This is a genomic window from Bacillus cereus group sp. BfR-BA-01356 (genome assembly GCF_022663635.1).
Lineage (GTDB): Bacteria > Bacillota > Bacilli > Bacillales > Bacillaceae_G > Bacillus_A > Bacillus_A cereus.
This window is the reverse complement of sequence record NZ_JAKUFX010000066.1, coordinates 1-20969: the sequence shown is the minus strand read 5'-3', so window position 1 is coordinate 20969 and position 20969 is coordinate 1. Positions and strand designations below refer to the sequence as shown.

The window sequence follows — 20969 nt, the reverse complement described above, 5'->3', positions numbered from 1 at the left end:
TGACATATCCCACATTAGATGATATGTCGCAAATATAAAGGAGGATATCATATGGCAACTTTCAGAAAGCGGGGCAAAAAATGGGAATATCGAATCCGATATGTCGATAAAACTACAGGAAAGAAAAAAGAAATTAGTAAAGGTGGATTTGAATCGAAAAAAGAAGCTACCTTTCATGCTAACGAACGAGAACGTCAGTTGTTTCACGGAATGGCTGCGGACAGTAAAAAAACTCTATTAAGTGAATATTTAATTGAGTGGCTAGAAACTTATAAAAAAGGAAAAGTGGGGCAAAGCACTTATCTTCTCAATAAAAGAAATATTAATCAGCACATCATTCCGTATTTTCAAAACATCAAATTAGCGGATATGAATAAAATCGAATACCAAAAATTTATTAATCACCTTATAAACAAAGGTTATTCCAAACGAACGGTAGAAATTATTCATTCAACAATGTCAAATGCGATAAAACGTGCTATAGATTTAGAAATGGTCTACAAAGATTTCACGAACAGAATTCTAATTGCTGCGGATCGTTTCAATCAGCATTCAAAAAAAGTAAACTATTTAACAAAAGAACAAGTATCAAAATTATTGAATGCGGCCCATAAAGATAAAATTCTGTACTATACATTAATTTATACCTTGGTGGAATCTGGTATGCGTAAAGGTGAAGCGACAGCATTAGAGTGGGATACAAATATTGATTTAGATAACAAAATGATTCACATTGATAGAACTATAAATTATCACGCTTATACTCCTACAGGACAAAAGAACAGTAAGGACTTAATAGGCAAAACGAAAACTTATGATTCTGTGCGTTCAATTACTATTTCGGATAGACTTGTCTCTGTGCTTAAAACATTTAAAACATATCAAAATGAATGTAAACTAAAACTTGGCGCTAAGTATGATAAAACCTTTGATTTTGTGTTCACAACTTCAGGAAAACCGATACCACATTCCACATTAAAAAACGTTTTAGATCGTATTTTAAAAAATGCTGAAGTACCTAAAATTCCTGTTCATGGATTAAGACATACTCATGCTGTTCTTCTATTAGAAGCTGGAGTAGAAATGAAATATATCCAGGAAAGATTGGGGCATAAAAGTATAGAAATTACTTCTAATATTTATTCACATATCACACCTAAAATAATTGAAAATGAACAGAGCAAATATGAAGCTTATGTGGGGCGAGAATTTGTTTTTTAAAAAAAGTGGGGCAAAAGCGGGGCGTTTCAGTTTTTTTAGACAAACCATCTTCCTTCGTTACCCAAAAAGAAACCCGTTAAAACCTTATATACCAACGGGTTTCTGATTTAACCCAATTACTTTCAACAGGTGACAAATTATTTATGGTATTTGCCCTAAATACACATCCCACTCCCAATCATTTAACCCTTTCGACTGTTTATTTCCCATTTCAATGAAATGTAGGCGGGGAAGGAGCAAAAAAAATATTGATAATAGAAACAGACATACAATCATTTCTATTAATGAAAAACCAAATTCTAATTTATTTTTTCTCCTACATAAAAGCATTGTTCCATCATTCTGTCTTTCACATCTCTCCACATGGTACAAACTTCATTGCCTCCCCAATATGTGTAATACACAATTCCATTTATATTCTTTTCTATTATTCGCTTTTCTTCATTTCCATACATATATATAGCTGCTTCTTTTTTAATAATCCAGATGCCTTATAACGAATTTGTATATTTTTTCTTTCTTGCATAACTAATACTGTTTGCGGTAGTAGTAAAGATACAGCCATCATTAAAACACTTAACGATACAATCATTTCAGCCATTATGGATCCTTTTTGACATTTCACGATACGTAAATCTCCCTCTTCCAAGCTGAAATACAATTTCATATTTATAATTTCTATACGAGATTATAATCGTACCACCTCTATTAATATTTCCACTTGGATTATATGTCATCGGATTTGGAAACGTATGCAAATCAATTTGTATATCTTCTTCATACTCTCGCTTGACGATATAATACTTTGTACCTGACTCTTTTATAGCATACATATTTCTATCTTTATGCCAACGTAATGTATAGTGCTTTTGACGGTTTATCGCTAATTGCTGCATATACAAAATATCATTTGAAAACTGCCTCAAAAATTGTTCAACTTTTTGTCGCTCGTATAAGGAATGCACGCTAAAATACGTAACTATACTTAATACAGAAATAGCAAATAAAACGAGTAACATTTCTAAAAAAGTAAACCCCTGTTGTTTCACAATGCCCTAATTGATACTGCGCCATCATCTGAAATATGAATAGATTCGCCATTCGGGCACTTATCAGTTGTAATATACTTTTCATCTGTCAGTTCTTTTAACGATGGAATTTTATTATGTTGTAATTGATATACTTGTATTTGCGCTTCTATAGCTTTCACGTAAGCTGCACACCCTTTTCCTTGGACCGATGAGCGCTGTGTAACTACATTCGGAATAATTAATAGTAATAATATAGTTATGACAACCATCACTAATAGCATCTCTAACAGAGTAAATCCTTCCTCATTCTGCATACAAATGCCCCCTAAATAGAATTCATCATTTGAAACATCGGCATAATCATCGCTAAATACATAAGGACAACGATTCCTCCAATACATGTAAATAAAATAGGCTGAATGATAACTAACATATGTTTAATTTTCCGTTCCATCTTTTCCATAATAAGATCGCTATAGTCACCTAATTCAATCCCTAAATTGCCGTTTGCTTGTCCATGCGTAATAACATAAGAAAGTTCTTTCTCGTAATACCCACTTTTAGCAATGATAGATTGTAACTGTTCTCCTCCAATTAATTGTCTTTCAATCCGGCTCGCTTCATATTTAAAGAACGGATGATATCTTTGCTCCATCATTATTGTTAAAGCTTCACATACTGATAGTCCACCATTTAATAAACCACTCAACTGAGTAGCAAAATAATGTGAATGCTTTAAAATAAGAAATGTTTTGATGAGGGGAATACGAAGCATAATTTTTACCTGTCTAATATGTGGAAGTTTCCTAAAATACAACATGTATAAAATACCTCCAATAATAACAGTTAAAATAGCGACTAAAATAATGTAAGGTAGCAGTTTTATTGCACTTAAAATTTTTTCTGTAAGTAGTGGTGTATTAGAACCGAACGAACTATAAACTATTTCAACCTGAGGTAATAAAATGAGTTTAAAAATAAAGAGCATGATTAGTAGAAAAAACATCAAAAACATAGGATACTGCATTATTTTCATCATGTCTCTCCTATACTTATCTTTCTTATAAAGAAGTGCACTTCCTTGTTGCAAAGCAAAAGAAATATCACCATGTTGCTCGGCATAAAATAAATAACTTAACATGTCCTGATGAAACTTTAACTGATGAAAAGAATCGTGTAGACTTTTCCCATCTTTTAACTCCTCAATCATGCGCTGCAATTGTACTTTCTTTTCTACAGGTAATTGAAACTGTAAAAATTCTAATGCTTGTAAAAGAGAGTAGCCTTTTTCTAATAATTCTCCTAAACGTTTCAACAATACTACTTGATCACTTAAACTCCAAGTTTTCTTAAACATAAACATCTTCTTCTAAAAAACCTAAAGCATATCCTTTTCGTATTGATGATTCTAAAGTCTCATGTTTGTAAGTAACACATTCTCCCTCAGCTTCTTTAAGCGCTTGTTTTAACTCATATCCATATAGTAGCTCATAAATGCTAGCCTGCCTTACTTGCCTCATTGATTTACATAAAGTTGAGCACTTTCCTCTGCAAAACGGACACTTCAATTCGACAAGTCGCTGTGCAGCTACAGCCAATAAAGACTGTTCAATCTCTTGCCTCGTTATACCATAATCTATGAAACGAATCATTGCTCCTTTCGCATCATTCGTATGCAGCGTTGTCATTACTAAATGTCCTGTCAAACTTGCTCTTATAGCTATTTTTGCTGTTTCTTCATCACGGATTTCACCGACTAAAATAATATCTGGATCATGACGTAAAATAGCCTTTAATCCTGTTTCATATGTGAGACCCGCTTTTTCATTTATTTGAATTTGTAATACATCGTCACTTCTTTTTTCAACCGGATCTTCAAGTGTAATGATGCGACGTGTTTTCTTTTTTCTAATTACCTCTAATAATGCATACATTGTCGTCGTCTTCCCAGATCCAGTCGGTCCAGTAAACACAAGTAGCCCCTGTGAATAGCGTAAAAACGAGAGTAGTTTTGCTGCCGTACTTGGAAATAACGAAAGATGTGATAAGGGCTGAACAGATGCTTGTAAATGAAGACGAATAACAAGACTTTCTTGATATACTGTTGGAAGTGTGGAAAGGCGTAAATACACTTCTTGTCCATCAATTTGCAAATACAACGAACCATTCTGTGGCTTCCGTTTCTCGCCTATGTCCATAGATGCTAAAAATTTGAAATGTGAGACAAGTTTTTCTCCAAACTCCTTTTCAATACACTGTATCGTCATTAAATCTTTTCCTATACGTAGTTGCACCGCTACATCCTTCTGCCGGGGCACAATATGTAAATCTGACGCTTGTACCCTACACGCTTCTTTTAAAATTGCATTCGCAAAAATTTCAATCCCATTCATCACTTTTCCCTCCTCACTATGTATATAGCATGAAAACATGCGCAATAAAAATTTGGACTTTTGTATTTTCAATAGAGGAAAAAGGAAAAATATGTTTGTGAAATTATGAACAATTTCCGAATTATTGTCTGAAATTACCTATACTCATGTTTATCTGTATTATAATGTTATTATCTTGGATAAAGTGATAAAGGTGGAGATCCTCATGGAACAAGCTTTAAAAATTACAGGTGTATTATCTGACCCAACTCGTTATTACATTTATAAATATATTTCGCAAAAACATAGTTACGTAACGGTACAAGAAATTGCAGATGAGTTTGACATTCATCCAAACGTAGCGCGTTTACATTTATCTAAATTAGAAGATGTTCATATGCTAAAATCGGAAACGAAGAAAACTGGAAAAGGCGGACGACCGAGCAGATTGTATGTCTTATCTGAAGATGTTATCCAATTACAATTTCCATTCCGTGATTATCAATTGTTAGCAAGAATCGCATTTAATTCTTTACTTAGCCTTGGCGCTGCTGGTGAAAAAGCGCTATACGAAACAGGAAAACAATTCGGAGCTGAATTAATGCAACAACATATGCAACGTTTAAATGTGAGTGAAGATGCTTTAACAGTGGAACAAAAAGTTCAAATTGCAAAAGAAGCTTTCTCAACAGCTGGCTTATCACCTGCATTTGAATTAAGTGCAGATGGAACAAAAATTTTCTATGATGTACACAATTGTCCATTTAAAGAAGTTGCTGTTCATCATCCAACTGAAATTTGTAACATGCACGGAGATATGATGAAAGGAATTTTTGAAATCCTATTCCCTAACATGGAATTAACTCGAAATGATAGTCTATTAGATGGATGTAAATCTTGTAATTATAAACTAACAATTTAATTTTTCATATAAAAAGAAGCCAATAATAATAATTGGCTTCTTTTTATATGAACGAATATTTACAATAGTAAGAAAAATAAACTATAATGAGGTGAGGTTTACTTTTTTTAGAAAAGGAGGGAGATGGCATGGAGCGCATGTTTCGCGTTCTCGGCTTTTGGACTGGAATTTTCTCGGTCATGTTTTATGTAGGGGATATGCAACCGGCCGCACTACTATTTTTAGGACAAACAGGTTTCTTCGTACTTTTAAGCTATTTAAAATTAACAGAGCGTATGTATATATACGTATTTGGGGCATATTTAACTGTTTTCTTCATAGGATTTACATACTACACGACATTCTTACTTGTGCCTGGGGCTGGACATTAAAAGATGGCATTTTGCCATCTTTTTTTTAATTCCGGAATTCCCTAGTTGACTTATAGGTTTTATTACCTTATATTCTATATAACAGATTGGAATTAGGGGGAATCAACATGAATACACTGCTTGTCGGAATTAACGTTGCAGTCATGCTCATTTTAGTTGGCGTATTATATTATATGCAACGTAAGCATGTATCTTTTAATAAACGCGTATTTACCGCTTTAGGAGTCGGGATTATCTTCGGTCTTATATTACAATTTATTTATGAGCCAACTTCTAAAGTAATTATTGAATCAAATACTTGGTTTGGCTTAATCGGTAACGGTTATGTGAAGTTACTTCAAATGATCGTTATGCCACTTATTTTAGTATCTATTATTTCAGCATTTACAAAATTACAGTTAACGAAAAATCTTGGTAAAATTAGTGGTCTTATTATCGGAATTTTAATTCTTACTACAGGAATTGCTGCAGCTGTCGGTATCGCTGCAAGTGCAGGATTTGATGTATCTGCAACCGGCCTACAACAAGGTGATGCAGAATCTGCTCGTCTGAAACTAGTTGAAGAAAGATTTACTTCTATTGAAAAGACAACAATTCCAGATAAATTATTAGAGCTATTACCTACAAATCCGTTTCTTGATTTAACAGGCGCTCGTCCAACATCAACAATTTCTGTCGTAATATTTGCAGCCTTTATCGGCATTGCCTTTATAGGTGTAAAACGAAAATATCCAGAACAAGCAGAGCTATTTAAGAAGATGCTTGATGCTGTATATGCAATCGTAATGCGTATGGTAACATTAATTTTACGCCTTACTCCATACGGCGTATTAGCTCTTATGGCAAAAACAGTTGCTGGTAGCGATATAAATGCTATTTTAAAACTTGGTAACTTCGTGCTAGCCTCTTACGTAGCACTTATCGTAATGTTTATCATTCACTTATTATTAATTGCATTGTCTGGTTTAAATCCAATTCAATATTTGAAAAAAGTGTTCCCTGTACTAACTTTTGCATTCACATCTCGCTCTAGTGCTGGTGCGATGCCATTAAATATTGAAGCGCAAAAAGAAAAGCTTGGTATTTCCGAAGGAATTGCAAACTTCGCAGCTTCATTTGGGGTATCTATCGGACAAAACGGTTGCGCAGGTATTTATCCAGCAATGCTTGCAATGATGGTCGCTCCAACTGTAGGAATTGATCCATTACAACCACAATTTATTTTAACTTTAATCGCTGTTGTTGCTATTAGCTCATTCGGTGTTGCCGGAGTTGGTGGCGGCGCAACATTCGCAGCTTTAATCGTACTATCTACAATGAACTTACCAATCGGTATTGTTGCTCTAGTTATCTCGGTTGAGCCATTAATCGATATGGGGCGTACAGCTCTTAACGTAAGTGGCTCTATGACAGCAGGTCTTATTTCAAGTAAATGGCTTGGTGAATTAGATCAAGATACGTACAATCAAGATGATACAAAAACTGGTGAAATTGCTTCATAATGAAAAAAAGACGCTAACATACAATTGTTAGCGTCTTTTTTATTCCGTTCCCTCTTTATAGATTTTATCTTGAGAATTATCACTCTAAGTATTCTTCTAGTTGCTCTTTTAACTCTTCCTCAATCTCATAACAAGATTCATCAGCGAGTTCCCCTACTTTCTTACTCCCCAAAATGTTTGATTGAATTGGCATTCCTAAAAAGATTCTTTCACATTTCCAAATTGGAATATTGTGAAATCCAATCATCTCTTTTTCTTCATCTAATATAGCTATAGCAACTGATGAATAATAACCCACCTCAAAGGGATTCTCTTTTTCCCTTGCAAATCCCATATCTAATTCCATGTGGTTTTCTATGTATAAACGTGAATACTCTTTATGCAGTTTAAGTGATATTCGCTCTATTTCCTTCTCCATACATTGAATGTTCTCTTTTAACTCCAACGTAAACTCCTGTTCTTTATATTTCATTTTCGCCTCCTTAAACATAGAAAAAGAGAATACAATAACATATCCTCTTTCCTCAAATATATTTCATTATCTCACAGCCCGTCCTTTTCACAAATAACCATTTTGTTCGCACCATTTATGAAATTGTCCTACGTCTACTCCAACTAACACGATATCCTTTAGCTCTACATCAATGACTTGTTCTCCAATTACAATAGCAAACTGCGATGCTAATTTTGTCTCGTTTTTCTTTACAATTCCAATTCGGTTCCGATGCGGTCCATCTTTTATATATGCTTTTTGTCCTACAATATCAAAGTTCAAAATTCTCACCTCTTTTACTGCGCTCAAATTGGAAATACGATCTCCACCTCGGAAAATTTCCTTTCATTGCACTATTTCTCTATATATATGACAAAACAATAAAAGAGTCCTTCCTTCTTTACAATTATTTTTTCTTTGTTTCATTTTTGTGATTGAAACGTAAAGTTTATAATAAAATACACTTGGAAGCGCTTTCTATGTAATTTTTTATGTTATAATATATAAGTAGAACTTCGTAAAGAGGGTTAAAAAATGAATACAAAAATGATTAAAAAAGTAATTGAAGCATTAAAAGTATATGGCTTTCAGGATGTATCATTCTGTGACAAAACGAAGCAATTTTTATTTCATAACGAAACCGATATTATGAGCGGCTATGCAGAAATAACATATAGTAGTCAATTTGAAAAATTCAACGTACAAATTCATCCAATTGAAACGCATCACCAAGCAGAGTTACAAGAGATTGAAAGACATATACAAGCTTGTATAAGAAAAGTGGAATATTTAAACGCACTTCTTACCGGGCAGACAAAACTAGATGATAAAATTATTATTATGTAAAAAAAGAACGTGATCCAATCACGTTCTTTTTTCATTATACGTTCATCTTTTCCTTTAGTTGTAATCCTGTAACAGATTCTAATACATCCATCGATTCTCCAAATGTCATATCAAAAATTGTCTTGTCCTCTATGTATGGAAACTGTCTGAAACGCTTTTCTAACACCTTCACAGCATCTGATGCAAAGTTTGCACTATCAATACCAAATTCTGTTTCAAGAAGAACGATCCAATCTAACACATGAAAACCTAATCCATTGACGAATGAAATCAATTTTTCTTCTGGGTTTGAAGATAAGAATACTTGGCGTTCCATCTCACTAAAAAGTTCTTCTCCTAAGATTTCAGCTAACTCATCATCATGTTCACGTTCAACAAGTTCTTCGTAGCCGTAATCATCCACAAGCTCTTCTACTTCTTCACTATCCTGACAAAGCAATTGACTAAGAAGTGCCTCTTTCTTAAATTCACTATTTTGTACGACTTCTAAAAAGCTCGTTTCCCATCCATTTTCTAATTTCATATTATGTACTCCTTTATATACGTTTCTTATCATCACTGTACCCAAAAGATCACTTTTATAACCTTTTAGGTAGTTACTATTATTTCACATGATTTATAACATAAGATGCAAACTCAGCTACATCTCCTTCAAAAATATTTATTTCTGGCAAGTGATAGAACGTTGTTTGGAGCGGGTTTCCTGCATGATATACATATATCGTTTTCTCTAGTGCAATCGCCATTCCAAACTCTGTATGGCTCCCGTTTCCGCCATCTAATATAAGTAAAAATACATCCGCTTCTTTTACAGCATTTTGTTCTGCCTGACCAATTTCTCTTAATTGTTCTTCATTAGCTGCTCTTTCATTTTTGGTCCAATCATATGTATGGTGCCATCCTGCATGTTTCAGTTCATTTGCTACGGAACGTACAAGATGTTTATTTTGGAAACCTGAGGCGATATAAAAATTCATTTATATACACTCCTTCATTATGTATGGGGAAACTCCTTTTTAGCGTTATTTGTTATAGCTACAATAAAGAACAACTTCAAAAAAAATCCCCATCTTTAAAACTTATTTGCGTTTAAATGATGGGATGCTTCATGGTCTTCTTTTATTTTTTGTTTTTTATAACTTTCATCAGCTAACATTTCTAGTTCAGCTGTTATCTCTGACTTTTCAAGCTCTCTTTCTTGCGAAAATTTCCTTGAAATATAAACAATAACACTACCAACGTACAACACAAAGCATATAATAAGTGCAGTATTTTCATAGAGACTTAGCTCCAACACAGTCACTCCTAATCCATTCGTATTTTCACGCCTCATTAATTGGAATTTCCCTATTAACCCATTTGTTATCCCGCTATTTGAGGGCAGTAAGACTCCCTCCTCAAAATTCAGTAACAGTAAAGAAGTTAGATGTGGGATGCACCCAACTGATTAAAGTTTCACTTTATTGTAACATAAAAATATCAATTCTTGGAATCTTTCACCCTACTAAAAGAGGCATGATTGTTTCATCATGCCTCTGAAATATTTTGAATGATTGTTTTAATTGCTTCTTTTCCATTATATTTTTTTAGTGCTGTTTTATACTTCTCATTATTTTGACTTAATTCTTCGACATACTTTATAAGAGATTTTACATTTACATCTTCTTCATATAATACGGAAGCATATCCTTGTCTTTCAAAGGACTCTGCATTTAATATTTGATCTCCACGGCTTGCAAATTTCGATAATGGAATTAAAACCATCGGCTTTTGTAATGTTAAAAATTCAAAAATTGCGTTGGAGCCCGCGCGTGAAATAACAAAATCTGTTACCGCTAATATATCTGGCAGTTCTCCATGTACATATTCAAATTGTCTATATCCTTCTTTATTTTGTAAACTTTCATCAAGGTTACCTTTTCCGCAAAGGTGAACAATTTGATATTTTTTCAGAAGTTCTGGTAACGCGGATCGAACCGTTTCATTAATTTTTTTTGCGCCCAAACTTCCTCCCATGATTGTAATAACTGGCTTTTTACGTGAAAAGCCTAAAAATGCTAAACCTTTTTCACGATTTCCCTTTAGTACTTCTTCACGTACAGGAGATCCTGTATAAATTACTTTTTCTTTCGGTAAATGTTTCGCAGCTTCTTCAAATGTAACAAATATTTTCGAAGCAAAACGAAGCGCAATTTTGTTTGCTAGTCCTGGCGTCATATCAGATTCATGTAATAAAACTGGTACTCTATTTAGCCATCCTCCAATTACGACTGGTACAGATACGAAACCGCCTTTTGAAAAAATCACATCTGGTTTTAGTTTTCGAATTCTTACATACGCATCCATAACCCCCTTCATTACAAGAAAAGGATCTTTTATATTTTTTAAATCAAAATAACGACGTAGCTTTCCACTCGAAATACTATAGTAGGGAATGCCTTCCTTTTCTATAATCGTTTTCTCAATACCTTGGTGAGAACCAATATAAGAGATATCCCAGTTGTCTTCCTGTAAATATGGGATAATGGCTAAATTAGGTGTTACATGTCCTGCCGAACCGCCACCTGTAAAGACTATTTTCTTCATACGTCTCCCCCTTCTAGACTATAATACACTAAAATATCTTGCCTCAGGGTGAGAAAATACCATAGCCGTTACGGACGCTTCTGGCTCCATCATGAATCCTTCTGTTAATGAAATACCTATTTCCTCTGGATGAATTAAGCGAAATAGCTTTTCTTGATCTGCAAGTTCTGGACACGCCGGATAACCAAATGACACTCGTATTCCTCTATATTTCGTACGGAAACGTTCTTCCATCGTCAGTTCAGGTGAGTCCGGAATGCCCCAGCGGTCACGAATGAGCATATGTGTTTTTTCAGCAAGTCCTTCCGCTAATTCAAGCGCTAACGATTGAATGGCATGACTACGTAGGTAATCACCTTTCGCCTTCAACTCTTCAGCAATATCCCGAACTCCTTCCCCAACCGTAACAGATAAGAAAGCAACATAGTCCATCTCATCTCCTATTGGGCGCAAATAATCACCTAAAGTACGATAGGGAGCCTTTCCTTGTCTAGGGAATGTGAAACGCTCTATAACACGCGTATGATCTTCTGGATCATATATTACAATGTTTTGTCCGTCGCTTTGCGCTGGGAAAAATTGATACACTGCTTTCGGCTTTAACCAAGATTGTCCTTCCTGCAATAATTCATCTATTAAATCATTTAATTCATGTGCTCTCTTATCTCCCTCTTTCAAAAGCTTCTTCACATTTCCTTTTAATCCAAGGTGATGCCCAAGTAGCATTTGTCTATTCAGAAATGGTGCGAGATGAAGGGCGGGAACATCTCGTAATACAATTCGTTTTGTTGAATCAGGCACCATAACCTCTGATTTTGGTAATGGCTCAATTACTGCTGGAATTTCTACTTTCTTCTCCTCTTTTTTTACGATATGAAGATGACGTTCTTTTTTATCCTGCTTCATCTTCTCACGCTCTTCTTCTTTTTGAAGCTTATTAATAATATCGAGCCCCGTCATCGCATCACTCGCATAACAAACGAGTCCTTTATATGATGGTGAAATCCGATTATCTGTAAACTTTCTCGTTAACGCTGCACCACCTACAACAATGGGCACATCAATATTTGCCGCTTTTAAATCTTCAGCAGTCGTTACCATTTGTTGCGCTGATTTTACTAATAAACCTGAAAGGCCTATAATGTCCGGCTTCTTTTCTTGTACTTCTTGAACAATTCGATCCGAACGTACATTAATTCCTAAATTAATAATCTCATATCCGTTATTCGCTAAAATAATTTCAACGAGATTTTTCCCAATATCATGCACGTCACCTTTTACAGTTGCTAACAATACTTTCCCTTTTTTCGCACTATCACTAGATTCCATATGTGGCTCTAAATAGCTTACAGCGGCTTTCATACTTTCGGCACTTTGCAATACTTCAGCAACAATAAGTTCATTATTATTAAATAGTCGTCCTACCTCGTCCATCCCTGTCATAAGCGGACCGTTAATAATATCAAGAGGTTTTCTTCCTTCTTCAAGTGCAAGACTTAAATCCTCGTGTAATCCTTGTTTCGTACCTTCTACAATATAATTTGCTAGTCTTTCATCAAGCGTTAACGTTTCTTGCACAACGACATCTTTCTTTTTAGCAACTCGGTAAAAGTTTGTAAATTCTTCTAACGTCTCTTTCGTCGTTTCAAACAGTAAGGCATCTGCAAGGCGTTTTTCTTCCTCTGGAATCGACGCATAGCGTTCTAATTTTTCCGTATTCACAATCGCGTAATCTAATCCTGCTTTCGTAGCATGGTATAAAAAAACTGAATTTAATACTTCACGTCCAGCCGGTGGTAAACCAAATGATATGTTACTTACACCTAAAATCGTTAAACACTCTGGTAACGCTTCTTTAATAAGGCGAATTCCTTCTATAGTCGCTGCCGCTGAGCCAATATATTCTTCATCACCTGTCCCTACTGGAAACACAAGTGCATCAAAAATAATATCTGACGGGCGTATCCCATACTTCTTTGTAAGTAATTCATAGCTTCTTTTCGCAATTTCTATCTTTCGTTCCGCACTAACCGCCATACCGTCTTCATCAATTGTTCCTACAACTATAGCGGCACCATACTTCTGAAGAAGCGGTGTCACTTTTTTAAATCGTTCTTCTCCATCTTCTAAATTAATTGAATTAATAACAGCTTTTCCTTGAATATAAGTAAGAGCTCGCTCCATCACATTTTCATCTGTTGAATCAATCATAATCGGTACTTTTAAAACTTTCGTAACTTCTGCTAAGAAGTTTTCCATATCTTCTATTTCATCGCGATCAGGATCTGCCATACAAATGTCAATAATATGAGCATTTTTCTTCACTTGCGCTCTTGCCACTTCAGCAGCCTCTTCAAATTTCCCTTCTGCTACTAAGCGTTTAAATTTACGTGACCCAATAACATTCGTTCTTTCACCTACAAATAACGGTCTCATAGACTCATCATATTGCAGTGCTTCTAATCCACTAATTCCATGTCCTTCTCTCTCATGATGGTCACGAGGCCTAAGAGATGCTAGCGCGGATTTCATTGCTTTTATATGTTCTGGTGTCGTGCCACAACAACCACCAATAATATTAACCCATCCTTCTTCAGCAAATCGCTTCACCTTTTCAGCAAGAGAAGATGGAGATTCATGGTAATGTCCATCTTCATCAGGAAGACCTGCATTTGGATAACAAGAAATGTAACACTCCGATAAATCAGATAGTGAACGAATATGGTCCCTCATAAACTCCGGACCAGTCGCACAGTTTAACCCAACAGATAATGGTTTCATATGTTCTACTGATAAATAAAAAGCTTCAATTGTTTGCCCAGCCAGAGTCGTTCCCATTGGCTCAATCGTTCCTGAAATCATAATAGGAACCGTTTTTTTCAGTTCTTCAAAAGCGGCTTGAATTCCAATATAAGCTGCTTTCACGTTACGCATATCTTGACTCGTCTCAACGAGTAATACATCAACTGCTCCTTTTAATAATCCTCGTGCCTGCCTTGTATAAGCCTCAATCAATTCTTCAAAAGTCACACCACCTGTAACACTAATTGCTTTCGTTGTTGGTCCCATCGCTCCCGCAACATATACTTCCTTCCCGCTTTCTTTAACAGCTTGCTTCGCCAAAAGTGCTGCCTTTTCATTTAGTTCTTCATCTAAATGAGACAGATCATAATCACTTAGTACAATATTCGTTGCCCCAAATGTATTTGTTTCAATAATATCCGCTCCAGCTTCAATATAAGCTTTATGAATCTTTAAAATAACGTCTGGTCTTGTTTCCACTAAATATTCATTACAGCCCTCGTACTCTTCTCCTCCGAAATCTTCAGCAGTTAAATCCTCTTGCTGAATCATTGTCCCCATTGCACCATCTAATATTAAAATGCTATTTTTTAATTTTTCTTCTATACACTTCATCAATTAATACCTTCTTTCACTTCTTGCTTTTCTCTTACATATTTAACAAGATGTTCTGTAATTTCATACTTTAAAAATGGTGTAATAAGATAAATACCATTAAAATATTGCATCGCTGCGTCGACCAATTCTTGTGAAATGCGGATCCCTTCCTCAATTGCTGCCTCTTTCGTTTCATGTCCATCCATTCTCTCTCTTATTTCTTCAGGAAGAGTAATACCCGGCACCTCAAAATGAAGAAAATCTGCATTCCGCTTACTTACTAACGGCATAATTCCAATAAAAATAGGTTGTTCCAAATGCTTTGTCGCTTCATACACTTCTTCAATTAACTTGATATCGTAAATTGGCTGAGTTAAAAAATACTCCGCTCCAGCATCTATTTTTCGTTCCATTCGCTTAACCGCTGCTTTTAAGTGCCTCACGTGAGGATTAAATGCGCCGCCTACAGAAAACCTTGTCGCCGGTCCAATTGATTTCCCTAAAATTGAACGTCCATCGTTCATTTCTTTAATCATTTTAATAAGCTCAATAGAGGATAAATCATATACAGAAGTGGCACCGGGAAAATCACCAACGCGCGCTGGATCACCAGTTAAAGCTAACACTTCTTCCATCCCTAACGCCGATAAACCTAACAAATGAGATTGTAGTCCAATGACGTTATGATCTCTACACGTTAAATGCGTCAATACTGGGATATCATGCTTCGTTAATAACGCACCCATCGCCATATTAGAAACACGAGGCGATGCTAATGAATTATCTGCTAGAGTAATAGCATCTGCTCCCGCTCTTTTTAACGCTCTTGCTCCTTCAAAAAAACGCTGTGTATCTAACGTTTTCGGTGGATCTAATTCCACTACAACTGTCGTTTGTTTTTTCGCTTTCTCTGCTAGAGTGACGTGAGCCTTCGAACGTTTCTCATGCGTATGAACGACTTTCGGCCTTTGAATCGTGTCTTTTTCTATTACAGGGGTAATATTCGCAACAGCGCGCTTCATACTTTGAATATGTTCTGGAGTCGTACCACAACAACCACCCAATAACCGCATACCTTGCTCTATTAATCTCGGTGTCATCGCTTCAAAATAAGCTGGGCTTCCCTCATATACGTAACGTCCATCCACATAATTCGGGAGGCCTGCATTTGGGTATGCTGATAAATAGCCATTTTGAGGAATCGATATCATTTTGAAAGCTTCCGTCATATGAAGCGGCCCTAGTTGACAATTCAACCCAACAACATTTGCACCGTAATCTATAAGTTGCTTTAATATTTCATTGACATCATTTCCATTTTGAGTCGTACCTGCTTCATGTAACGCTAATTGCGCAACAATTGGAATATTCGTTTGCTTACGCAATACTTTAACGGCATGAAGTAATTCAAATTCATCGTAAAAAGTTTCTAATAGTAATCCATCAACCTGTTCTTCTAGTAAAGTCCCTGCCTGTTCAAGTAACATAAACTCTCTTTCCATATCAGTCGTTGTAACAGCTCCGATATGTTTCATACCACCAATTGTTCCTAAAATTGCATTTTTATCTGTCACAGATGCTTTCGCCAGTTTTACTGCCGCTCTATTAATTTCTGTAACTTGATTTTCTAAACCATACATACGTAATTTCGCCTCATTTGCTCCATACGTATTCGTTTGAATTACATCTGCTCCAGCAGCTACATATTGTTTATGAATCGATATAATTAAGTCTGGATCAGATACATTCAATTCTTCAAAGCTACTTTGCAAACCATGTGAATGCAATAACGTCCCAACCGCACCATCACCTATTACAATTCCTTTTGATAATAAATCTAGTAATTTCACGACTCTCCCTCATTTCTATCAATATAAAAACCCCCTCTTCACTTTGAAGAGGGGGACATAATCGTTCCTCCTCTTATTATGCAAAACATTCGTTTTGCAGGTATTAGCACCGTTTCAAACATTTCGTTTGAAGGTTGCCGGGTTTCACAGGGCCTTTCCCTCCACCGCTCTCAATAAGAGTTGTCTTTATTATTTTATTTATGTAGCTAAAAGGAAATGCGTTCCCCTTTTAACAATGTTTGTTAATTTTTTAATAAATTTAGCATGCACAAAAGTAAAAGTCAATGACACTTGCGGAAAAATAAAAATTATTTAAAATAAAGTTGCAATTCAGTTATATTTTATTGTAAAGTTAAAAACATAATAAAAATTTCATACGAACATTCTTATCTAGAGAGGTAGAGGGACTGGCCCTGTGACGCCTCAGCAACCATTAACATTTTGTTAATAAGGTGCTAATTCCAGCAAATTGTGAAAGATTTGACAGATGAGAAGAAGACTCTATTCAAACCGAAAGCCTTCTTCTTAGAAGGCTTTTTTTATTTTATATTCACTTAATGTTTCAATTTAAAAAGGAGGAATTTTCACATGTCAACAATCGAAACAAAACTAGCACAAATCGGAAATCGCAGTGAAACTACAACTGGAACGGTTAATCCACCAGTTTATTTCTCAACCGCTTATCGTCACGAAGGAATTGGTAAATCTACTGGCTTTGACTATTCACGAACTGGCAATCCAACTCGCGGTCTTTTAGAACAGGCGATTGCAGACTTAGAATATGGCGAACAAGGTTATGCCTGTAGTTCAGGGATGGCGGCTGTTCTCCTCGTCCTTTCTCTATTCCGCTCTGGAGACGAACTTATTGTATCTGAAGATTTATACGGGGGAACGTATCGATTATTTTCTGAGCATGAAAAAAAGTGGAATGTTCGATGTAGATACGTAAATACACAGTCTATTAAACAAATTGAGCAAGCTATCACAACTGAAACGAAGGCTATTTTCATAGAAACTCCAACTAATCCATTAATGCAAGTTACTGATATTGCTGCTGTCGCAACTGTAGCGAAAAGGAAAGGACTACTTCTTATTGTAGACAACACTTTCTACACACCTTATATACAGCAACCATTAACAGAAGGTGCTGACATTGTACTTCATAGCGCAACGAAATATTTAGGGGGACATAACGATGTACTAAGCGGGCTTGTCGTTGCAAAAGGAAAGGAACTTTGCGAGGAAATCGCTCATTATCATAATGCATCAGGTGCAGTTTTAAGCCCATTTGACTCATGGTTATTAATTCGCGGTATGAAAACGTTAGCGCTTCGCATGAGGCAACATGAAGAAAATGCGAAAGCAGTTGTTGCGTATTTAAATGATGAGGACGGGGTGACAGATGTATTTTATCCAGGAAGAGGTGGCATGATCTCATTCCGCCTTAAAGATGAAGCTTGGATTAATCCATTCTTACAATCTTTATCCTTAATTACATTTGCCGAAAGTCTTGGTGGTGTAGAAAGTTTAATGACTTATCCAGCAACGCAAACACATGCTGATATTCCTGAAGAAATTAGAACAGCAAACGGCGTATGCAATCGTCTTCTTCGATTCTCAGTTGGCATTGAAAATAGTAACGATTTAATTCAAGACTTAAAGCAAGCCATTAAACTCGTAAAAGAAGGTGTAAGAATATGAGCTATTCTATAGATACACTCTTACTACACAACCAATATAAACACGACTCGCAAACAGGCGCTGTGAACGTTCCTATTTATAATACATCAACTTTTCACCAGTTTGATGTAGATACGTTCGGAAAATATGACTATAGCAGGTCAGGAAATCCAACTCGTGAAGCTCTTGAAGATATCATTGCTTTATTAGAAGGCGGAACAAAAGGATTCGCCTTTGCATCAGGCATTGCAGCGATTTCCACTGCATTCCTCCTTCTTTCACAAGGTGATCACGTACTCATTTCAGAAGATGTGTACGGAGGCACTTACCGAGTGATAACTGAGGTACTCTCCCGTTACGGTGTTTCACATACATTTATTGATATGACCAATTTAGAAGAAATAAAACAAAACATTAAACCAAATACAAAGCTCTTTTATGTAGAAACACCTTCTAACCCACTTTTAAAAGTGACAGATATTCGCGAGGTTTCTAAACTCGCAAAATCTATTGGCGCTCTTACTTTTGTTGATAATACATTTTTGACACCACTATTCCAAAAACCACTTGAACTTGGAGCTGATGTCGTTCTTCATAGTGCTACAAAATTTATTGCTGGTCATAGTGATGTTACTGCCGGATTAGCAGTAGTAAAAGATTCAGAACTCGCTCAAAAGCTTGGATTTTTACAAAATGCATTCGGTGCTATTTTAGGACCTCAAGATTGTTCTCTCGTACTTCGCGGTCTAAAAACATTGCATGTACGCCTCGAACATTCAGCTAAAAATGCCAATAAAATCGCACATTATTTACAAGAGCACTCTAAAGTAAAAAATGTCTATTATCCGGGATTACAAACTCATCTCGGATTTGATATTCAACAATCTCAAGCAACATCAGCTGGAGCGGTCTTATCGTTTACTTTGCAGTCAGAAGATGCACTCCGCAAATTTTTATCAAAAGTAAAATTACCTGTTTTTGCAGTTAGTTTAGGAGCTGTAGAGTCAATTCTTTCTTATCCAGCAAAAATGTCACATGCAGCACTGTCGCAAGAAGCTCGTGATAAAAGAGGAATCTCTAATTCATTACTTCGGTTATCAGTCGGTCTTGAAAATGTTAACGATTTAATATCCGATTTTGAAAATGCCCTTTCTTATGTAGAAGAACCTGTAAATGCATAGAGAAAAAGAAGATATGAGATTAGGTTTTCATATCTTCTTTTTATGCGGTTTAGTTATATTCATTTGAATTTCTTCTTTTCTTATAGTCCATAAAAAATAAAAGTATATCATCTATTTCTAAATAATGGATTAATTGATATATTAAGAAATAAAAAGGGGTGAAAATAATGGATACTTGTGCAGATATTTTAATCGTTATCGATTTACAAAATGGCGTATGTTATAGCGAGGAGCATTTATTTGATTTACAGAACTTACTAACAAAAGTAAATAAAAGAATTTCTTCATATAGAAAATTAAATAAACCAATCCTTTTTGTTCAACATTGTGATGATGATTTAGTACCCGAGAAAGAACTTTGGGCTATTCATACCGATCTAGATGTTCAAGAACAAGATTTTTTTGTAAGAAAAACACATGCAAATTCATTTTATAAAACAAACTTAAAAGAAATTTTAGATCAATTATCTGTAAATCGCATTGAATTTTGTGGCGCCCAAACAGAGTACTGTATGGATGCAACGATTAAGTTTGCCCACGGACTAGGATACGAAAACTTTATGGGACAGAAAACAACCTCTACGTTGAATAATCCTTTTATGTCCGCAAAAGAGACAATTGATTTTTATGAGAACATATGGAATCACAGATTTTTAACGTTGCTAAAAGATGAATTTTAGAATAAATGACTAATGACTTGATCATCCTAAGATTTATCAGCCGTAATCAAATATTTCATTATCACCATAAAGAAGCGAATGACATTCAGCTTCTTTTCTTTTAACCTGTTTTATATTCTATATATATCATTATAATTCCTTTGTCATATTATTTTAAAAATTTCGTATATTCATTTGAAAGAATAAGAAAATCATGATAAAATTGTGTTACAAATATATCTATATCTTTCAATTTTTAAAACGCATCGAAATTTTCACCCAAAAATGTCATTTTACAAAAACATGCTAATTTACCTATTTTATTTACATCCGGGTCTCTTTTCTTACAATTTCTTTACTTTAGGACTTTTTTTCTGCAACAACTATTTTCTTTAAATTTTTGGTATGTATAGTATGGTATAATAGCTCACACGGAGGTGGAAAAGAACATGTTAGAAACCTTTCAAAAAGAATTAGAACTATATGAAAGTAATGCAGAGTTATTAAAAGTGCTAGCTCATCCTGTTCGTTTATGTATCGTAAAAGGATTAATCGAGCGCGGTCCAAGCAACGTTTCTACAATGTATACTGGCTTAAACATGCCACAATCTACAATTTCACAGCATTTAGCAAAATTAAAAAGCGCTAAAATCGTTTCTAGTGAAAGAAAAGGATTGGAAATTTATTACAAAGTAGAGAATGAAACAATCATTCAACTCGTTCGTGTATTATTAGGTTAGGGACTACATGCCCATCAACTTAAAAATCTTCACTACCCCCAAGTGTAAAAAAACGTTATTCTTTCTAAAAAAGCTAGACTAGAAAGGATGACGTTTTCTTATGAATCTCTCGATTC

21 protein-coding genes, 2 pseudogenes and 2 riboswitches are annotated in these 20969 nt (G+C 35.2%); of the genes and pseudogenes, 9 read left to right on the top strand and 14 right to left on the bottom strand.

Translation table 11 applies throughout. The features are described 5' to 3' along the window. Window positions 1-51: 51 nt before the first annotated feature. The gene (locus MR168_RS20150) at window positions 52-1221 is read left to right on the top strand and encodes a site-specific integrase (RefSeq protein WP_205189374.1); all 1170 of its coding nucleotides are present in this window, start codon (window positions 52-54) and stop codon (window positions 1219-1221) included. A 147-nt stretch (window positions 1222-1368) separates the two neighbouring features. Here the strand turns inward: MR168_RS20150 and MR168_RS20145 are convergent. The 6 genes and pseudogenes from MR168_RS20145 to comGA form a co-directional block, all read right to left on the bottom strand. Beyond that, a pseudogene (locus MR168_RS20145) lies at window positions 1369-1551 on the bottom strand (prepilin-type N-terminal cleavage/methylation domain-containing protein); the annotation flags it as partial. Then, window positions 1521-1822 (bottom strand): annotated as a pseudogene (locus MR168_RS20140) (type II secretion system protein). The pseudogenes MR168_RS20145 and MR168_RS20140, both read right to left, overlap by 31 nt. Further along, the gene (gene comGD / locus MR168_RS20135) at window positions 1815-2270 is read right to left on the bottom strand and encodes a competence type IV pilus minor pilin ComGD (RefSeq protein ID WP_000813141.1); all 456 of its coding nucleotides are present in this window, start codon (window positions 2268-2270) and stop codon (window positions 1815-1817) included. The pseudogene MR168_RS20140 and the gene comGD overlap by 8 nt, the downstream one beginning before the upstream one ends. Beyond that, window positions 2267-2566 (bottom strand): competence type IV pilus major pilin ComGC, encoded by a 300-nt coding sequence (gene comGC / locus MR168_RS20130; RefSeq protein ID WP_001178684.1) that lies wholly within the window; start codon window positions 2564-2566, stop codon window positions 2267-2269. The genes comGD and comGC overlap by 4 nt, the downstream gene beginning before the upstream one ends. A gap of 11 nt (window positions 2567-2577) precedes the next feature. Further along, entirely contained in the window at window positions 2578-3615 is a 1038-nt protein-coding gene (comGB, locus tag MR168_RS20125; RefSeq protein WP_016123380.1) for a competence type IV pilus assembly protein ComGB, read from the bottom strand. Further along, entirely contained in the window at window positions 3602-4645 is a 1044-nt protein-coding gene (gene comGA / locus MR168_RS20120) for a competence type IV pilus ATPase ComGA (protein ID WP_086412120.1), read from the bottom strand. Before comGA ends, comGB begins: the two co-directional genes overlap by 14 nt. 205 nt (window positions 4646-4850) lie before the next feature. Between comGA and MR168_RS20115 the strand changes: the two genes are divergently transcribed. From MR168_RS20115 to MR168_RS20105, 3 genes are all read left to right on the top strand, one after another. Continuing rightward, complete coding sequence (locus tag MR168_RS20115; protein WP_000434125.1) at window positions 4851-5546, top strand: helix-turn-helix transcriptional regulator; 696 nt, start codon at window positions 4851-4853, stop codon at window positions 5544-5546. Between the two features lie 128 nt (window positions 5547-5674). Next, window positions 5675-5917 carry a DUF2626 domain-containing protein gene (locus tag MR168_RS20110; RefSeq protein WP_000440716.1) on the top strand — a complete coding sequence of 81 codons (243 nt, stop codon included), beginning with the start codon at window positions 5675-5677 and terminating at the stop codon, window positions 5915-5917. A 107-nt stretch (window positions 5918-6024) separates the two neighbouring features. Beyond that, a complete protein-coding gene (locus MR168_RS20105; protein WP_025709781.1) occupies window positions 6025-7419 on the top strand; it encodes an L-cystine transporter in 1395 nt (464 codons plus the stop codon). 79 nt (window positions 7420-7498) lie between these two features. Here the strand turns inward: MR168_RS20105 and MR168_RS20100 are convergent, their stop codons facing one another. Continuing rightward, window positions 7499-7891, bottom strand: a complete 393-nt coding sequence (locus tag MR168_RS20100; RefSeq protein ID WP_000875399.1) for a hypothetical protein — start codon at window positions 7889-7891, stop codon at window positions 7499-7501. 87 nt (window positions 7892-7978) lie between these two features. Further along, window positions 7979-8194 (bottom strand): DUF3912 family protein, encoded by a 216-nt coding sequence (locus tag MR168_RS20095; RefSeq protein WP_001008327.1) that lies wholly within the window; start codon window positions 8192-8194, stop codon window positions 7979-7981. A gap of 252 nt (window positions 8195-8446) precedes the next feature. Here MR168_RS20095 and MR168_RS20090 point away from each other — a divergent pair, with 252 nt between their 5' ends. Next, complete coding sequence (locus MR168_RS20090) at window positions 8447-8758, top strand: hypothetical protein (protein ID WP_001093237.1); 312 nt, start codon at window positions 8447-8449, stop codon at window positions 8756-8758. 34 nt (window positions 8759-8792) lie between these two features. Here MR168_RS20090 and MR168_RS20085 read toward each other — a convergent pair whose 3' ends face one another. From MR168_RS20085 to MR168_RS20060, 6 genes are all read right to left on the bottom strand, one after another. After that, window positions 8793-9281, bottom strand: coding sequence for a hypothetical protein (locus MR168_RS20085; protein ID WP_140159380.1), 489 nt, complete (start codon window positions 9279-9281; stop codon window positions 8793-8795). 79 nt (window positions 9282-9360) lie between these two features. After that, window positions 9361-9735 carry a nucleoside 2-deoxyribosyltransferase gene (locus MR168_RS20080; protein WP_001012344.1) on the bottom strand — a complete coding sequence of 125 codons (375 nt, stop codon included), beginning with the start codon at window positions 9733-9735 and terminating at the stop codon, window positions 9361-9363. 95 nt (window positions 9736-9830) lie between these two features. Beyond that, entirely contained in the window at window positions 9831-10091 is a 261-nt protein-coding gene (locus tag MR168_RS20075) for a DUF3966 domain-containing protein (RefSeq protein ID WP_001250699.1), read from the bottom strand. A gap of 194 nt (window positions 10092-10285) precedes the next feature. Beyond that, window positions 10286-11344 carry an undecaprenyldiphospho-muramoylpentapeptide beta-N-acetylglucosaminyltransferase gene (gene murG / locus MR168_RS20070; RefSeq protein WP_000724779.1) on the bottom strand — a complete coding sequence of 353 codons (1059 nt, stop codon included), beginning with the start codon at window positions 11342-11344 and terminating at the stop codon, window positions 10286-10288. A gap of 18 nt (window positions 11345-11362) precedes the next feature. Next, complete coding sequence (metH, locus tag MR168_RS20065) at window positions 11363-14761, bottom strand: methionine synthase (RefSeq protein ID WP_025709780.1); 3399 nt, start codon at window positions 14759-14761, stop codon at window positions 11363-11365. After that, the gene (locus MR168_RS20060; protein WP_086412118.1) at window positions 14761-16593 is read right to left on the bottom strand and encodes a bifunctional homocysteine S-methyltransferase/methylenetetrahydrofolate reductase; all 1833 of its coding nucleotides are present in this window, start codon (window positions 16591-16593) and stop codon (window positions 14761-14763) included. Before MR168_RS20060 ends, metH begins: the two co-directional genes overlap by 1 nt. Before the next feature lie 70 nt (window positions 16594-16663). Beyond that, window positions 16664-16773: riboswitch (SAM riboswitch) on the bottom strand. Window positions 16774-16976: 203 nt separating this feature from the next. Continuing rightward, a riboswitch (SAM riboswitch) is annotated at window positions 16977-17087 on the top strand. Between the two features lie 94 nt (window positions 17088-17181). Here MR168_RS20060 and metI point away from each other — a divergent pair. The 4 genes from metI (at window position 17182) to MR168_RS20040 (ending at window position 20853) form a co-directional block, all read left to right on the top strand. Beyond that, entirely contained in the window at window positions 17182-18294 is a 1113-nt protein-coding gene (gene metI / locus MR168_RS20055; protein ID WP_086412117.1) for a cystathionine gamma-synthase/O-acetylhomoserine thiolyase, read from the top strand. Next, window positions 18291-19454, top strand: coding sequence for a cystathionine beta-lyase (metC, locus tag MR168_RS20050; protein ID WP_025687685.1), 1164 nt, complete (start codon window positions 18291-18293; stop codon window positions 19452-19454). The genes metI and metC overlap by 4 nt, the downstream gene beginning before the upstream one ends. A 167-nt stretch (window positions 19455-19621) precedes the next feature. Next, complete coding sequence (locus MR168_RS20045) at window positions 19622-20134, top strand: cysteine hydrolase family protein (protein ID WP_000379157.1); 513 nt, start codon at window positions 19622-19624, stop codon at window positions 20132-20134. A gap of 428 nt (window positions 20135-20562) precedes the next feature. Next, window positions 20563-20853 (top strand): ArsR/SmtB family transcription factor, encoded by a 291-nt coding sequence (locus MR168_RS20040; RefSeq protein WP_000894377.1) that lies wholly within the window; start codon window positions 20563-20565, stop codon window positions 20851-20853. The last annotated feature ends 116 nt before the right edge of the window (window positions 20854-20969 follow it).

What these genes read in the sequence shown, in the direction of transcription:
- MR168_RS20150 (WP_205189374.1), top strand. Translation starts at nt 52, where the DNA reads ATGGCAACTTTCAGAAAGCGGGGCAAAAAATGGGAATATCGAATCCGA.
- comGC (WP_001178684.1), bottom strand. Translation starts at nt 2,566, where the DNA reads ATGCAGAATGAGGAAGGATTTACTCTGTTAGAGATGCTATTAGTGATG.
- comGB (WP_016123380.1), bottom strand. Translation starts at nt 3,615, where the DNA reads ATGTTTATGTTTAAGAAAACTTGGAGTTTAAGTGATCAAGTAGTATTG.
- comGA (WP_086412120.1), bottom strand. Translation starts at nt 4,645, where the DNA reads ATGAATGGGATTGAAATTTTTGCGAATGCAATTTTAAAAGAAGCGTGT.
- MR168_RS20115 (WP_000434125.1), top strand. Translation starts at nt 4,851, where the DNA reads ATGGAACAAGCTTTAAAAATTACAGGTGTATTATCTGACCCAACTCGT.
- MR168_RS20110 (WP_000440716.1), top strand. Translation starts at nt 5,675, where the DNA reads ATGGAGCGCATGTTTCGCGTTCTCGGCTTTTGGACTGGAATTTTCTCG.
- MR168_RS20105 (WP_025709781.1), top strand. Translation starts at nt 6,025, where the DNA reads ATGAATACACTGCTTGTCGGAATTAACGTTGCAGTCATGCTCATTTTA.
- MR168_RS20100 (WP_000875399.1), bottom strand. Translation starts at nt 7,891, where the DNA reads ATGAAATATAAAGAACAGGAGTTTACGTTGGAGTTAAAAGAGAACATT.
- MR168_RS20090 (WP_001093237.1), top strand. Translation starts at nt 8,447, where the DNA reads ATGAATACAAAAATGATTAAAAAAGTAATTGAAGCATTAAAAGTATAT.
- MR168_RS20085 (WP_140159380.1), bottom strand. Translation starts at nt 9,281, where the DNA reads ATGAAATTAGAAAATGGATGGGAAACGAGCTTTTTAGAAGTCGTACAA.
- MR168_RS20080 (WP_001012344.1), bottom strand. Translation starts at nt 9,735, where the DNA reads ATGAATTTTTATATCGCCTCAGGTTTCCAAAATAAACATCTTGTACGT.
- MR168_RS20075 (WP_001250699.1), bottom strand. Translation starts at nt 10,091, where the DNA reads ATGAGGCGTGAAAATACGAATGGATTAGGAGTGACTGTGTTGGAGCTA.
- murG (WP_000724779.1), bottom strand. Translation starts at nt 11,344, where the DNA reads ATGAAGAAAATAGTCTTTACAGGTGGCGGTTCGGCAGGACATGTAACA.
- metH (WP_025709780.1), bottom strand. Translation starts at nt 14,761, where the DNA reads ATGAAGTGTATAGAAGAAAAATTAAAAAATAGCATTTTAATATTAGAT.
- metI (WP_086412117.1), top strand. Translation starts at nt 17,182, where the DNA reads ATGTCAACAATCGAAACAAAACTAGCACAAATCGGAAATCGCAGTGAA.
- metC (WP_025687685.1), top strand. Translation starts at nt 18,291, where the DNA reads ATGAGCTATTCTATAGATACACTCTTACTACACAACCAATATAAACAC.
- MR168_RS20045 (WP_000379157.1), top strand. Translation starts at nt 19,622, where the DNA reads ATGGATACTTGTGCAGATATTTTAATCGTTATCGATTTACAAAATGGC.
- MR168_RS20040 (WP_000894377.1), top strand. Translation starts at nt 20,563, where the DNA reads ATGTTAGAAACCTTTCAAAAAGAATTAGAACTATATGAAAGTAATGCA.